Annotated in this window: 12 protein-coding genes; 7 read left to right on the top strand and 5 right to left on the bottom strand. The window is 68.8% G+C overall.

Annotated features, from left to right (window positions below):
- The first annotated feature begins 5 nt into the window (after positions 1-5).
- From AB0I98_RS30265 to AB0I98_RS30255, 3 genes are read left to right on the top strand one after another with little or no spacing between them, the layout of a single operon-like run.
- Positions 6-1,232, top strand: coding sequence for a macrolide family glycosyltransferase (locus tag AB0I98_RS30265; protein WP_362947580.1), 1,227 nt, complete (start codon positions 6-8; stop codon positions 1,230-1,232).
- Positions 1,232-1,717, top strand: a complete 486-nt coding sequence (locus AB0I98_RS30260) for a hypothetical protein (protein ID WP_362947579.1) — start codon at positions 1,232-1,234, stop codon at positions 1,715-1,717. Before AB0I98_RS30265 ends, AB0I98_RS30260 begins: the two co-directional genes overlap by 1 nt.
- The gene (locus AB0I98_RS30255) at positions 1,714-2,652 is read left to right on the top strand and encodes a hypothetical protein (RefSeq protein WP_362947577.1); all 939 of its coding nucleotides are present in this window, start codon (positions 1,714-1,716) and stop codon (positions 2,650-2,652) included. The genes AB0I98_RS30260 and AB0I98_RS30255 overlap by 4 nt, the downstream gene beginning before the upstream one ends.
- Before the next feature lie 100 nt (positions 2,653-2,752).
- Here the strand turns inward: AB0I98_RS30255 and AB0I98_RS30250 are convergent, their stop codons facing one another.
- On the bottom strand, positions 2,753-3,682 hold the full coding sequence (locus AB0I98_RS30250; protein WP_362947576.1) for a UTP--glucose-1-phosphate uridylyltransferase: 930 nt from the start codon (positions 3,680-3,682) through the stop codon (positions 2,753-2,755).
- Positions 3,683-3,976: 294 nt separating this feature from the next.
- On the opposite strand from AB0I98_RS30250, the gene AB0I98_RS30245 reads away from it, so the two are divergent.
- Positions 3,977-4,828 (top strand): MBL fold metallo-hydrolase, encoded by an 852-nt coding sequence (locus AB0I98_RS30245; protein ID WP_362947575.1) that lies wholly within the window; start codon positions 3,977-3,979, stop codon positions 4,826-4,828.
- A gap of 117 nt (positions 4,829-4,945) precedes the next feature.
- On the opposite strand, the gene AB0I98_RS30240 is transcribed toward AB0I98_RS30245, so the two are convergent.
- The 4 genes from AB0I98_RS30240 to AB0I98_RS30225 all read right to left on the bottom strand — a co-directional run bounded on the left by AB0I98_RS30240 (position 4,946) and on the right by AB0I98_RS30225 (position 9,637).
- Positions 4,946-7,699 (bottom strand): cation-transporting P-type ATPase, encoded by a 2,754-nt coding sequence (locus AB0I98_RS30240; RefSeq protein WP_362947574.1) that lies wholly within the window; start codon positions 7,697-7,699, stop codon positions 4,946-4,948.
- Between the two features lie 223 nt (positions 7,700-7,922).
- On the bottom strand, positions 7,923-8,111 hold the full coding sequence (locus AB0I98_RS30235) for a hypothetical protein (RefSeq protein ID WP_362947573.1): 189 nt from the start codon (positions 8,109-8,111) through the stop codon (positions 7,923-7,925).
- A 194-nt stretch (positions 8,112-8,305) separates the two neighbouring features.
- Complete coding sequence (locus AB0I98_RS30230; RefSeq protein WP_362947609.1) at positions 8,306-8,677, bottom strand: cupin domain-containing protein; 372 nt, start codon at positions 8,675-8,677, stop codon at positions 8,306-8,308.
- A gap of 228 nt (positions 8,678-8,905) precedes the next feature.
- Positions 8,906-9,637 carry an alpha/beta hydrolase gene (locus tag AB0I98_RS30225; protein WP_362947571.1) on the bottom strand — a complete coding sequence of 244 codons (732 nt, stop codon included), beginning with the start codon at positions 9,635-9,637 and terminating at the stop codon, positions 8,906-8,908.
- Positions 9,638-9,840: 203 nt separating this feature from the next.
- Here AB0I98_RS30225 and AB0I98_RS30220 point away from each other — a divergent pair, with 203 nt between their 5' ends.
- From AB0I98_RS30220 to AB0I98_RS30210, 3 genes are all read left to right on the top strand, one after another.
- Complete coding sequence (locus tag AB0I98_RS30220) at positions 9,841-10,770, top strand: SDR family oxidoreductase (RefSeq protein ID WP_362947569.1); 930 nt, start codon at positions 9,841-9,843, stop codon at positions 10,768-10,770.
- Positions 10,771-10,824: 54 nt separating this feature from the next.
- Positions 10,825-11,682, top strand: coding sequence for a helix-turn-helix transcriptional regulator (locus AB0I98_RS30215; RefSeq protein WP_362947568.1), 858 nt, complete (start codon positions 10,825-10,827; stop codon positions 11,680-11,682).
- A gap of 158 nt (positions 11,683-11,840) precedes the next feature.
- Positions 11,841-12,314, top strand: coding sequence for a carboxymuconolactone decarboxylase family protein (locus tag AB0I98_RS30210; RefSeq protein WP_362947566.1), 474 nt, complete (start codon positions 11,841-11,843; stop codon positions 12,312-12,314).
- Positions 12,315-13,294: the final 980 nt, after the last annotated feature.

Genomic DNA, 13,294 nt, shown 5'->3' with positions numbered 1-13,294 from the left:
GGCCTGTGAGTACCATCGCGTTCCTCAACATCGCCATGCACGGGCGCGTCAACCCGACGCTGCCCATCGTGGCCGAGCTTGTCCGGCGCAGCCACTCCGTCACGTACCACACCTCGCCCGCGTTCCGTGCAGAGATCGAGGCCACCGGAGCGACCGTGTGCCTCTACCCCGGGGGCGACCAGCCGCTCCCCGATCCACCGACGCCGCTCACGATGCTGGAGGGGCTCGCGCGCACCGCCGTCCACCTGCTACCCGCTGTCCTCTCCGACCTGCGCCGTGTCCGGCCCGACTTGATCGTCCACGACAACGCCTGTCCGTGGGGCGCGGTCGCCGCCCGCGAACTCGGGGTGCCGGCGGCGTCGTCGTTCACCACGTTCGCCTTCAACCGGCATGTGCCCAGCCCCACAGGCGGCTCGTGGGACATGCTGGCCGCGGCAACGGCCCGGCCCCGCAGCCTTCAGGGCTACGTACGGTCCCGCTGGGCACTGCACCACCGCTACGACGCTCACGGGTTGCCGCTGCTCGACCTGGGGAACATCCGCCAGCCACTCAATCTGGTCTACACCTCGGGGGCGTTCCAGCCCGCCGTCGAGGAGTTCGACCGCTCCTACCGGTTCGTCGGCCCGAGCATCGGCGCCCGCCCCGCCGACCCGTCGTTCCCGGCCGACCGGCTCCAGGACCCGGTGCTGTACGCCTCGTTGGGCACGGTGTTCAACGCCGACCCGCAACTGCTGCGCACCTTCGCGACCGCGCTCGCCCCGCTGGGCGGCACCGTGATCGTCTCCACCGGGCAGACCGATCCCGACGCACTGGGACCGTTGCCGACCAACGTGCTCGCCCACCGCTTCGTGCCGCAGCCGGAGGTGCTGGCCCGCGCGGCGCTGTTCATCACCCATGGCGGGATGAACAGCGTCAACGAGGCCATGTACGCCGGGGTTCCGATGCTGGTGGTCCCGCAGGGCGCCGACCAGCCGATGGTGGCCCGTCGCGTCGTCGAACTCGGCGCAGGCCTGTCGATCCGTACCCAGGACGTCACCAAGGCTTCTGTGCGTGTCCTCGCCCGGCGTCTGCTGCACGACCCCGGGTTCGGGGCAGCCGCGAGCACCCTGCAGGTGGCCCAGCACGAGGCGGGCGGGTATGCGCGGGCCGCCGACGAACTCGAACGGTACCTGCGAGCGACCGGCCCGGTCCGTGAGTCGGTTCCCGTCGATCCGTCACGCGAGGCCGAGTGATGTCACCTGTCATCGTCCTGCTGCTGTTCGCCGGGCTGTCGGAGGCCGCCGGGCGCATCCTGCCCCTGGTGGCGCGCCGGCCCGGCATGTCGCGGGCTTTTGTGGTCGGGTTGCTGGTGGCCGCGGGCCTCGTCGAGACTGCCGTGTTCACGCTGTGGCCATTGACCGCGTGGACCCTGGCCGAATTGGTGCTGTCCTCGCCGACGCCGGGCGACGAGTTGCTGTGGACGCCGGGCCTGGTGGCCCCGCTGATGCTCGCTGCCGTGCTTGCGTTCCCCTTGCTCGGGCCCCTGCTCCACCTGCTGCTCTTTGTGGGAGTCGGCGCCGGTCTGGCCGGCCCGCTCGCGGCGGCGACCGGGCTCGGCTGGTGGGGCGCCGCCGGCTGCGTGGCCGTCTCCGGGGCCGCTCTCGGGGTCGCCGTGGAAGCCGTACGGCGCCTGGTCGTGAGGATCAGTGCGACCCGGGGACCAGAGGTGATCGCATGAACGGCTTCGTGCTCTGGGTGTGCGCACTGGGGCCGGTGCTGCTCGCCGAAGCCCTGCTGGCGCGCTACGAGGTGCTCGCCTACAGCGCCGGCTGGCGGGCGCCCATCACCGAGCTCCCGGACGGCGTGCCCTACGCCCGAGGCGCGGCCCCCGACAGTCCCCCGGCCGCCTACCTGGTCTACCTCGACGGCATCGGGAAACGCCGTGTCCGTGACACCCGGGACGGCGGCCAGCTGGTCAAGGCCGTGCTCGCCGGAGCGCCGGAACTGCGGGTGCTGGGCCAGGTGCAGCCCTACTCGCCGCTGGCCGACCCGCTCGCCGACCGGCCGGTGTGGGCGTGGCTGCGCCGTCGCATCGGGCTGCTGCTGTTCCTGCACAACGTCATGCAGATCTTCGTCGCCGCCGACCACCGGTACCGGCCCCTGTACAACCGGGCCGTCGGCTCCCAGATCGCCACGCAGCTACGGCTCGGCGGCTACCAGCCCGACAGTGGCATCCCCGTGGTGCTGCTCAGCTACAGCGGCGGCGCGCAGGTCGCCACCGGCGCGGTCGACGAACTGCACACCCAGCTGCGCTGCCCCCTCCTGCTGATCACACTCGGCGGCTTCCACAACGGCGCCAACGACCTCACCCACGCCGAGCACGTGCATCAACTCACCAGTGCGAGCGACCGGATCGAGCGGGTCGGCACCTGGATCTTCCCTCAGCGTTGGCGCCTGTTCCGCCGCAGCGGATGGAACCGCGCCGCCCGCGCCGGGAAGATCACCGTGCATCGGCTCGACCCGGCCACTCACCTCGGGCCTCGCAGCTACATCAGCCCGGAGGGCCGACTGCCCGATGGCCACAGCTATCTCGACCACACCACCGACACCGTGATCTCGATCATCCGGGCCCGCCACGGTACGACCACGGCGAAGGACAGCCCGCTGACGTGAGAGCCGCGCGGGGACGAGCGCGCGTGGAACGACGTCGCCCCGTACGGGGCACCCGTTCCGGGCCGCCCGCTGTGGCTGGCCCGGAACCAAAAGCGGCAGGTCAGGCGGTGGCTTCCGCCTGGACGGTGGCAGCGGGGTCGACATCGAGTCCCGCGACCAGGCCGCGCAGTACGGGGCCGTACTCCGGGTGGGCGAGGCCGAACGCCATCTGGGCGACCAGGTAGTCGGCCGGGTTGCCGGTGTCGTACCAGCGGCCTTTGATGACCTGCCCGTACACCGCGCGGGTGGCCGCGTAGGCGTTGATGGCGTCGGTCAGGTAGACCTCGCCGGTCCTGTGCTCGTACCAGCGACGGGTCTGTTCGCGCAGTTCGTCGATGATGCCGGGGGTGACGACATAGCCGCCGATCGCCGCGTACGACGACGGTGCGGCGGCCGGCTCAGGCTTCTCGACCAGGCCGGTGATGCGGAGCTGGCCGTCGCCGAGGTCTTCCTTGACGATGGGCACGCCGTAGCGCTGGGATTCGGTGGGGTCCATCGGCAGGAGGGCCAGCACCGGGCAGCCGGTCTGCTCGTACGCGCGGATCAGCTGCTGGGCGCGGGGGACCTCGGCCACGAAGACGTCGTCGGGCCACAGCACCAGCACCGGCTCGTCGCCGAAGGCACGGGCGGCGTTCAGCACCGGGGTGCCGTTGCCGTACGGGCCGTACTGGTCCAGGTAGGTGATGTGGCCCCGGCGGGCCAGCTCCGCGACCTCCTCCACCGCGTCCGCGTAGGCCGTCTTGCCGTCGGCGCGCAGTTGTTCGACGAGCGCGGGGTTGGGGCGGAAGTGGTCCTGGATGAGGCTCTTGCCGCCGGAGACGACGATGGTGATGTCGGTGATGCCGGAGTCCACCAACTCGCGGACGGTGTGCTCGATGACCGGCTTGTCGCCGACCGGGAGCATCTCCTTCGGTGTCGCCTTCGTCAGGGGCAGCAGACGGGAACCGAGTCCGGCGGCCGGGATCACGGCCCTGCGAATCGTCGGGGACATCACGTCTCTCTCGGTCGAGCGGCACACCGCACCGGACGGCACGGCACACGCCGACGCTACCAACGCCTCCGCCGCCCCTGCCGATCGCCCGTCCCGTCGATCGCCGCTGTGAGCTGGGATACTGCCCGGCCTTGATGGCAGGGGTGCGCGGGCGGTGGACCGGTCGGCGCCGACCGTGCACCCTTCGTCGCTCACCGAAGCGACCGTCACGAGTTCTGCGTTTGACGACAGCCCGGCACGGGCCTGCACTGGATTCATGGACGCTGCGGCGACTCCGTCCTAAGGAGAGCAGCGATGACAACCTTGGAAAGTTTCGACCTTCTGCAGCCGTACAAGATCGCCGAGGAGACGTTCGTCATCCCGTGGGCCCTTGAGGCCCCGCCGGTCGGCCACTTCCCGATGAACTCGATGGTGATCCGGGGAACCGAACCGGTCCTCGTGGACACCGGGGCGCCCGCGGTGCGCTCCCAGTGGCTGGAGGCGGCCTGGTCCGTCGTGGATCCCCTGGACGTACGGTGGATCTTCCTCACCCACGACGACCGGGACCACGCCGGGAACCTCCTGGCGGTCCTCGCGGAATGCCCGAACGCGACCCTGCTGACGACATGGTTCTCCATCGGCCGTATGGCCGAGGAGTGGGAGACGCCCATCAACCGGTGCCGCTTCATGACCGACGGCGACACCATCGACGCAGGCGATCGCACCCTGGTCGCCAAGCGACCGCCCCTGTACGACAATCCCACAACCCGCGCCCTCTTCGACCCGAAGGCCAACGTCCTGTGGGCCGTGGACACCTTCGCCACGAACGTGCCGACCCCTGTGCCCGAAACAGCGGCGCTGTCGCCGGACGAATTCCGTGACGGCCAGTTCTTCGGCGGAAGGCTGGTCTCCCCCTGGGTCGCCCTGCTGGACGCCCAGAAGTTCGGAACGGTCGTCAGCGACTTCCAACATCTGAACGCCGAGGTCATCGCCGGCTGCCACTGCCCGGTCCTCCGCGGAGCCCAGATCCCCGAGGCCTACGACCTCCTCCGACAGCTCCCCGGAATCCCACCGTGGGCAGAGTTCACCCAAACCGACCTTGACCAGTGGATGGCGGCTGCCGAGACCTCGGTTCCGCCGGAGCAGCCGCGGCCATCGGGGACATGAGCGGCGCTGCCGCGCGGCGTCGGGATCTGCCGCACTCCGGCGCCTACGACCGGAAACCCGCCGCTCGGCCAGGCCCTGTTCGGTGACCTGGCCACGGCGGACGACCTGGGCGTGCGGTCAGAACCGCACGTCCGCCTTGCGTAGTGCCGGCCGTACGGCGCGCAGGCCGAATTCGGCGAGGAGCACGGTGGACGCCGTGCCCAGGCACAGAGCCCATTGGGCCACGGTCAGCGGCACGGTCCCGAAGACCGTGTGTCCCCAGGGCAGGTGGACGACGGCGACCTGTACGACTAGGACGCCGGCCAGGCACAGCCACAGCGCGCGGTTGCGGAACTGCTGTCGGTCCAGCAGCGGGCCGTCGTCCGCGCGGGCGCTCAGGGCGTTGAACAGCTGGAACAGCACGAACGTGGTGAACGCCATCGTCAAGGCGGTGTCCGGATCGACGTACGAGCGGGCGACGGCGAAGAGCGTCACGGTGCCCATGGCCATGACCGCACCGGCCCGGCCGATGGCGAAGAGACGTCGGCCGTCCAGGATCCGCTCACGCGGATCGCGCGGCGGGTGGCGCATCACATCGTCACGGGCGGGGTCGACGGCCAGGGCCATTGCGGGCGGACCGTCCATGATGATGTTGACCCACAGCAGTTGGGCTGCCGTGAGCGGGGAGGGCAGACCGGCGAGGGAGGCGCTGAGCAGGGTCAGAATCGCGCCGATGTTGGTGGCCAGTTGGAAGCGAACGAACTTGACGATGTTGGCGTAGATGGCCCGTCCTTCGCGGACGGCCCGCACGATCGTGGAGAAGTCGTCGTCGGTGAGGACCACGTCGGCGGCTTCCTTGGCCACGTCCGTGCCGGTGATGCCCATGGCCACGCCGATGTGGGCGGCCTTGAGCGCTGCGGCGTCGTTGACGCCGTCACCGGTCATGGCGACGATGTGTCCCCGGTTCGTCAACGTCCGCACGATCAGGACCTTGTGCTCCGGGGCGACCCGGGCGAACACACCGATGTCGTCTATGCGCTCGGCGAGTTGTTTGTCCGTCATCCGGTCCAGTTCAGTGCCCGTCACGACGTCGCCCTCGATGTCCAGCTCGCGGGCGATGGCCGCCGCCGTGTCGGCGTGATCACCGGTGATCATCTTGACGGACACTCCAGCCATGCGGCACAGCGCCATCGCTTCCCTTGCCTGCGGGCGGGGCGGATCGGCGATCCCGGCGACCGACACCAGGGTCAAGCCGGGCAGCGCGGCCGGAGTGAACGCGTCCGGTCTGGCGTCCATCACGGCGGTGGCCGCGCCCAGTACCCGGAGTCCGGTGCTGCCGAACTGCCCCGTCACGGCGAGGATCTCGTCCCTGTGCCCTTGGTCGAGGGCGCACGCACCGTCCTCGGTGAGGACATCGGTGCACATGCCCAGCAGGACGTCGACCGCGCCCTTCACATAGACACGGGTACGGCCGTCGGGTTCGGTGTGGAAGGTGGCCATGTACTTGGTGGCCCCGTCGAAGGGCAGCTCGCCCGTGCGGGGCAGTTCCTCACGCACCCAGTCGGCGTCCACACCGGCCTTGGCCGCCAGGACGACCAGTGCGGCCTCCGTCGGGTCGCCGACGAAGTAGCCGTCGCTCAGGCGTGCGTCGTTGCACAGGGCGAAGGGAAGCACCGCGTCACGGAGATCGTCGGTGGGAGACGTGGCGTCCGCACCATGGACGCGGAGGGTGCCTGCCGTCCCGTACCCCTCCCCCGTGACGTCGTAGAGCCTGCCCGCGGTCCACAAGGTCCGTGCGGTCATCTCGTTGAGGGTGAGCGTGCCGGTCTTGTCGCTGCACACGACCGTGGCCGCACCGAGCGACTCCACCGCGGCCAGTCGTTTGACGATGGCACCGCGACGGGCCATGCGGTGCACGCCGACTGCCAGCGTCAGGGCCAGCACGGCGGGCAGCCCCTCGGGGATCGCGGCGACAGCCAGGGCCACGGCCTGCAGCGCGACGTCCGAGAGCGATTCGCCGCGGACCAATGCGCTCAGGGCATAGGCGACGACAGCGACTCCACTCAGCATTGCCAGCCGTCGGCCGAGGCTGTCCAGTTGGACCTGGAGCGGGCTCGGCGGCTCGGTCCCGGTGCGCAGCGCCTCGGCGATGGCGCCGAGTTCGGTGCGCATTCCGGTGGCCGTGACGATCATTTCGGCACGGCCCCGGGTCAGTGCGGTGTTCATGAACAGCATGCTGGTGCGCTCGCCGAGCGCCACCGGGGCTGTCGAGGTGTGATCGACGGCCGTCACGCTCTTGGTAACCGGCTGGGATTCACCGGTCAGGGCGGCCTCGGCCACCTCGACCGTCTCCGCGACGATCAGCCGGCCGTCAGCCGGTATCCGGTCACCGGCCTCCAGCAGGACCACGTCTCCGGGTACAAGGAGCTGTGCCTCCACCACCTGCTCCGTGCCGTCGCGGCGAACCCTCGCCGTGGGCACCAGCATCCGGCGCAGCGCCTCCAGACTGCGCTCCGCACGCCGCTCCTGCCAATATCCGAGCACGGCGTTGACCAGCAGAACGAAGGTGATCACCGCTGCGTCCCTGATGTCACCGATGGCTCCGGCCACCACGGCGGCGATCAGCAGGATGCCGATGAGCCAGTTGCGGAACTGGTCCAGGAACTTCAGCCACTCCGGGCGCCGGGCCGGTTCGGACAGCCGATTGGCGCCGTGGACCGCGGTGCGCTCGGAGACCTGCCCTGTGCTCAGCCCCACCCCCGGGTCGACGCCGAGCCGGTCTGCCACGTGGGCGGGAGCCTGCCGATAGGCGTCCGGCTCACCGGCAGGTAGCTGCGTCGTGGTGTCTGCGCGCGCGACCTCGCTCACGGGTTGCCCGTCCAGCGTCGTCATTGCTTCGTTCCTTTCCGGAGCGGATCATCACGACGAGGCAGTTCGCGTGATGCAGGACGGGCTTGGCTGACCGAGCCCAGCGGCAGAACCGTGAAGCCGGCTCAGCAGCGGGCCCGGGACACGATCAGCTGTGCGTCGGGCGAATCGGCGGCGCCGCCACAGGCTCAAGAGGGGACCGCCGGCCAGTCATGCTCGACCTCACCCAGGCCGCCCACGCCAGAGGTCATTTGTCTGGCTCTGCGTCGATGGTGACTGTCGGTTCCGTGGTCGCTTGCACCTCGTCGGACCCAGGCGGTGTCTCGATGGCGTCGTTGTTCTCGCCGTCCTCTCCCTGATGCTTTTTCAGGGCGAGTTCCCGGGCCGTCCTTTCTGAGTGCAGCCTCATTTCTGCCTCTGTCCGGTGTTCGAACACCGTTGCCTCCTTTGAGCTGTGCCCTGCCGCGATATGCGGGAGCGTCGGGGTATGCAGTCCGGCGGGCGGCGGTCTGTTGGGGGACAGGCCGCCGCCATGATGGTGTGCAGGGGACCGTCGATCCGCATGCGCGCCATCCCACGGAGTGGGGCTGCTTCGGTCGGAGTCGACCTTCCTGAACAGGAAGCGTCAGCTCAGTCCACAAGACGCGGTGCACGAAGGTGGGCCCGTTGCGCCAGTTCTTCCTCGTCGACCAGCGTGAGCATCGGCTTGCCCGGCTCACACAACATGGTCACAGTGAACCGGGTCGGCGCATCCGTCAGGGCGTTGCCGTCCTGATAGTGGATGACGTCGCCGCCTGACTCCCAGAAGGTTTCACCGGCTTTGACCACGCGCTCCGGCTCACCCTCAAGTTCGAAGCGCACCGCGCCTTCGATCACGTACCCGAAGGCCGGCCCCGAGTGGCGGTGGGGAGGAGTCCCAGGGTCACCGGGCGGCCACTCGACGAAGATGGTCATGGCCGAAGCGTCCTGGGGAATGAAGGGCGGCTTGGCATCCTGCAGCATCTTCGCTGCTGTCTTCCAAGCCTCGGATCGCGGCTGCTCGTTGGTCCTGTCCACTGAGTCGTTGTCCCACACTGTGCTGCACCTCCATAGGTCCGCCCCGGAACGGCCGAAAGATCGCCGCCGTGCACACTCCAGGGCTCACGTAACTGTTTCGAAGTGATGACCGGGCGCACGGTGCATCTGTGACACTGGTTTCGCTCAGCCTGCGCGGTCCGACGTTGTCGGGTGTCACCGTGCGTATGCGCCCCAGTGCGCCTCAAGGGCCGCGGCGACCTCGGCCGGCCTCTGCAGCGGCGGCCAGTGGTTGCAGTCGAGTTCGGCGAGCTTGGTCGCGCGCACGGCTGCACCGAGCTTCACGCCGAACTCGATCTGGCAGGCCGGGTCGAGCACTCCCCAGAACACCAGGCACGGCGCGGACACCTGCGCCAGCCCCGGTTCCCACTCCGCGCCCATGGTCACGGCAGAACGGTAGAGCTTGAGGATGCTGTCCTTCATCGGCCCATCCACCCGACCGACCATCTCCCTGGCCTGCTCAGCGGGCACGTCGAAGCCCGCCACCAGGTCAGCGGCGAAGGACTCCGGCTCCAACTCATCCATGAAACGGTCGCCCGCGGCCTGGTCCTGCCAGATCTTCGCGAGCGGATGCCAGACGTACTCAGAACTGATCGGCCCGTTGCCGCCGGCCCACGTGCGGACCAGGTCCGGCCGTACGGAAGCAACCCGAGCGGTGAAGATGCAGCCCCAGTCGTGGCCGACCAGGTCCACCGGCTCACCGATCCGCTCCAGCCGGTCGATGAGCCAACTGACGTAGTCCTCCTTGGTGGAGCCGAAGCCGTCCGGGCGCGGTGCCCCGAACCCGGGCAGGTCCCAGGCCTCCACGTCGGTCCGGGTGAGATACCGGCGTACGCCGTCCCAGACGTGGTGGGTGTCAGGGACACCGTGGATCAGGATTGCAGGCATGGCGGGGCCCTTCATCGATGATTGACCATACTGTGGGGAACAACAGCGTGTCACACCGTGTTGATATTCATGGCCGCTCCGGATCCCCTACAACAGCACCGGGTTCAGCCATGCCCTCCCGATCCATGGTTGAGCGCCACATGGATCGGCAGGCTCCGGTCACGGACTCTGGTGCAAGGGGACCACACGACTGGGAGCTTGAGATGACTGACGTAACCGTGCCCGACCTGCGAGGAAAGCTCGCCGTGGTGACCGGAGCCAGTGACGGCGTCGGCCTGGGGCTGGCCGGACGGCTCGCTCATGCCGGCGCCGAACTGGTCCTGCCGGTGCGCAACATGGCCAAGGGTGCCGCCGCTGTGGAGCGCATCCGTGCGAGCGCGCCCGAGGCACAGATCTCCACAGGCGTCCTCGACCTGGCTTCGCTGGCGTCGGTCGAAACCCTCGCTGACACGCTGAACGCGGAAGGCAGACCGATCAACCTCCTGATCAACAATGCCGGCGTAATGGCCCCGCCGGTCCGGCACACGACAGAGGACGGGTACGAGCTGCAGTTCGGAACCAACCACCTCGGCCATGTGGCACTCACCGGGCGTCTGATGCCCTTGCTGCGCGCCGGTCGGGCTCATGTCACCACCATGACCAGCACCGCGGCACGCTCCAGCATCAACTGGGACGACCTGCAGAGCGAGAAGCGATACTCGCCGGTGCGGGCCTACGGCCAGTCCAAGCTGGCCAATCTGCTGTTCGCCCTCGAGCTCAACCGGCTGAGCACGGCAGGCGATTGGGGCATCGTCAGCAACGCCGCTCACCCCGGCACGACACTGACCAATCTCTACGCCTCCGGGCCCAACCTCGGCCGCGCCCGCCCCGCACCCCATGAAGCGATCATGAAGCGGCTCGCGCGCTGGGGGATCTTCGTGCAATCCGTCGACGCCGGGCTGCTGCCCCCGCTGTACGCGGCCACGAGCCCTGACGCACGAGGCGGGCGCCTGTACGGCCCTGACGGCCTTGGCCAGTTCACCGGCAACCCCAAACAGCTGGCGATCTACAAGTCGGCCCGGAGCGAAGCCGACGCGGCCCGGCTCTGGCAGATCTCCGAGCGCCTCACAGGCGTCACGTTCGCGGCCGTCTGAGTCAACCGGCCCGTTCACGGATCCGTTTCGATCGCAACCGAAGAGGACAGCGCAATGGCAGACAGAGCCGAACTGGCGGCCTTTCTCAGAGCGCGGCGTGAGGCCCTCCAACCCGAGGACGTCGGCCTCCCGCGCGGACGCCGCCGGCGTACCGGAGGGCTGCGCCGGGAGGAGGTGGCGGCTCTGTGCGACATGTCGGCCGACTACTACACCCGGCTTGAACAACCGCATGGGCCGAATCCCTCGGAGCAGATGCTCGGCGCGATCGCACGCGGTCTGCATCTGTCTCTCGAGGAGCGCGATCACCTGTTTCAGATCGCTGGTTACGCCGTCCCCCGACGGGTCCGGCGCGGCGACCACATCAACCCGGGGATGATGCGCATCCTCGACCGGCTGGAGGACACTCCCGCGCAAGTGGTCAACCACCTGGGCGAGACACTGAAACAGACCCGGCCGGCCGTCGCGCTGCTGGGCGACGAGACAGCTTTCACCGGACTGGCTCGCAGTCTCCACTTTCGCTGGTTCACCGATCCCGCCTCCAGGCTGACCCATCCCAGCAGCGATCACGCCGGACACAGCCGCCTTCTGGTAGCGGATCTCCACGGCGCCCACGCGCGCGACGGCAGTGACTCACGCACCGCCGAACTGGTCGACGCACTGCGGACAGCCAGCCCCGAGTTCGCAGCGCTCTGGACCGAGCACCCGGTGATCGGGCCTTACTGCGCCCCGAAGCGCCTTCAGCACCCTCAGTTGGGACTGCTGGAACTCCATTGCCAGACACTGGTCGACCCCGACCAGGCGCAGCGACTCCAGGTCTTTACCGCGGTGCCCGGTACGGAGAGCCACGCACGCCTGCAACTCCTCTCCGTGCTCGGCGGCGATACGGTCCAGCGATACGTTGAGTCCCTCTGACGGCTTGCTACGCCGAGGATTCGCCATCACAACGTACGACAGTGTGACTGCGAGAACCGCCCGCATGGCGGAGACACACATCACACGCCCCCACGTGTCACATTTTGCCGGGCCGACCGGTCAGTAGTGCGTATCCGCAACCCGGCTAGGAGACCGCCATGGATTCTCGTCTCAGCTACTTCGGCAATCCCCTCGCGGCCAAGGTGCTGAAGCACATCAACTCTGCGAGCAAGATGGTGTCGGACTCGGGGCTGCCGGCCGCCACTCAGGAGCTGGTGAAGATCCGTGCCAGCCAGATCAACGGCTGCGGCTTCTGCACCGACATGCACACCAAGGACGCCACCGCGGCCGGTGAGACCTCGGTGCGCCTCAACCTGGTCGCCGCCTGGCGGGAAGCCACGGTCTTCACCGAGGCGGAGCGCGCCGCGCTGGAACTCACCGAGCAGGGCACCCGGATCGCCGACGCGGCCGGTGGGGTCACCGACGAGGCCTGGGCGAACGCCGCCAAACACTACGACGAGGACCAGCTCGTTGCGCTGATCTCCCTCATCGCTGTCATCAACTCCTACAACCGCATCAACATCATCACCCAGCAGCCCGCCGGCAGCTACCAGCCCGGCCAGTTCGGCTGAGCCAGACATCCGGCCCGGCCGGACACACACTGTCCGTCTCCACGCCGCCCCGGCCTCAGGCGTGGAGACGGACTGCGGGCTCCAGCCGGTTTCACTGAGCCTTGCAGCCGACTGCGCCTCTAGAGGTGCGTGTGAACGCCATCGCTCGGCGATCCCGAGGACGTCGCGCGTGGATCCTGCACATCGCCGGCCCGGACAGTGGGGGAAAGGGACACGGCATTGCCGGAGACCGCCATGCTCTTTCTGCGCCGTCGACCAGACAGTAAGGCGCAACCACAACCAACGTCACACCCAGGGCCGTGCGCGCCGCCCCGCAACCCGCCTGTCACACCAGAGGCTGCTCGGTCTTACTTGTCACACCGTGTTCAGTCACCCGCCAAGGCCACCGGCCCACGCCGCCGGCTGCAGACCGCCTCTGTGCTGTCCCTGGACACAGCAGCCCGTCCGTTCTCGCGTCACACCTTGCCGGCCGCCATCAGCCCGTACACGCACCGGATCACGGAGGAGTCTCCAGGATGCTCGTCCCTCCGCGGCACGCGCGATCCGATGCCCTGGACGGGGCCTACGACGAAACAGGGCCGCGGAACGGCGCCACCGTACTGCTCCTGCACGGGCTTCCCTACGACATCCCCAGTTACGCGGACGTGGCTCCGCTGGCCGAACAGAGCCTTCGGGTCAGCGCCCCCAATCTGCGGAGGCACGGTCCCACAACGTTTCTCTTCATGGACGCCCTGGGCATGGAGAAGGCCTATGTGGCCGGATACGACTGGGGACCGCAACTCCCCCAAGTGGCATTTCAGCGACGAACGTACGTCCTCCGCCCACCATTTCATCGGCCCCAGGCCGCACGGCCAAGTGAAGGACGCAGGCCACAACCTGCCGCAAGAACGCCCCGACGCGTTCGCAGGCGCGGTCCGTGCTGTGAGGCTCCTACGCCACGAATACGCAGCTCGCTACTGAATCCGATTGCTGACGCCGGG

The organism is Streptomyces sp. NPDC050211 (assembly GCF_040656035.1).
Taxonomy (GTDB): domain Bacteria; phylum Actinomycetota; class Actinomycetes; order Streptomycetales; family Streptomycetaceae; genus Streptomyces.
The sequence above is the reverse complement of the archived record's forward strand: the minus strand, read 5'-3'. Positions and strand labels throughout refer to the sequence as shown.

Coding starts and splice junctions, on each gene's coding strand:
- AB0I98_RS30260 (WP_362947579.1), top strand. CDS start 1,232: ATGTCACCTGTCATCGTCCTGCTGCTGTTCGCCGGGCTGTCGGAGGCC.
- AB0I98_RS30250 (WP_362947576.1), bottom strand. CDS start 3,682: ATGTCCCCGACGATTCGCAGGGCCGTGATCCCGGCCGCCGGACTCGGT.
- AB0I98_RS30220 (WP_362947569.1), top strand. CDS start 9,841: ATGACTGACGTAACCGTGCCCGACCTGCGAGGAAAGCTCGCCGTGGTG.
- AB0I98_RS30245 (WP_362947575.1), top strand. CDS start 3,977: ATGACAACCTTGGAAAGTTTCGACCTTCTGCAGCCGTACAAGATCGCC.
- AB0I98_RS30225 (WP_362947571.1), bottom strand. CDS start 9,637: ATGCCTGCAATCCTGATCCACGGTGTCCCTGACACCCACCACGTCTGG.
- AB0I98_RS30210 (WP_362947566.1), top strand. CDS start 11,841: ATGGATTCTCGTCTCAGCTACTTCGGCAATCCCCTCGCGGCCAAGGTG.
- AB0I98_RS30240 (WP_362947574.1), bottom strand. CDS start 7,699: ATGACGACGCTGGACGGGCAACCCGTGAGCGAGGTCGCGCGCGCAGAC.
- AB0I98_RS30230 (WP_362947609.1), bottom strand. CDS start 8,677: ATGCTGCAGGATGCCAAGCCGCCCTTCATTCCCCAGGACGCTTCGGCC.
- AB0I98_RS30255 (WP_362947577.1), top strand. CDS start 1,714: ATGAACGGCTTCGTGCTCTGGGTGTGCGCACTGGGGCCGGTGCTGCTC.
- AB0I98_RS30215 (WP_362947568.1), top strand. CDS start 10,825: ATGGCAGACAGAGCCGAACTGGCGGCCTTTCTCAGAGCGCGGCGTGAG.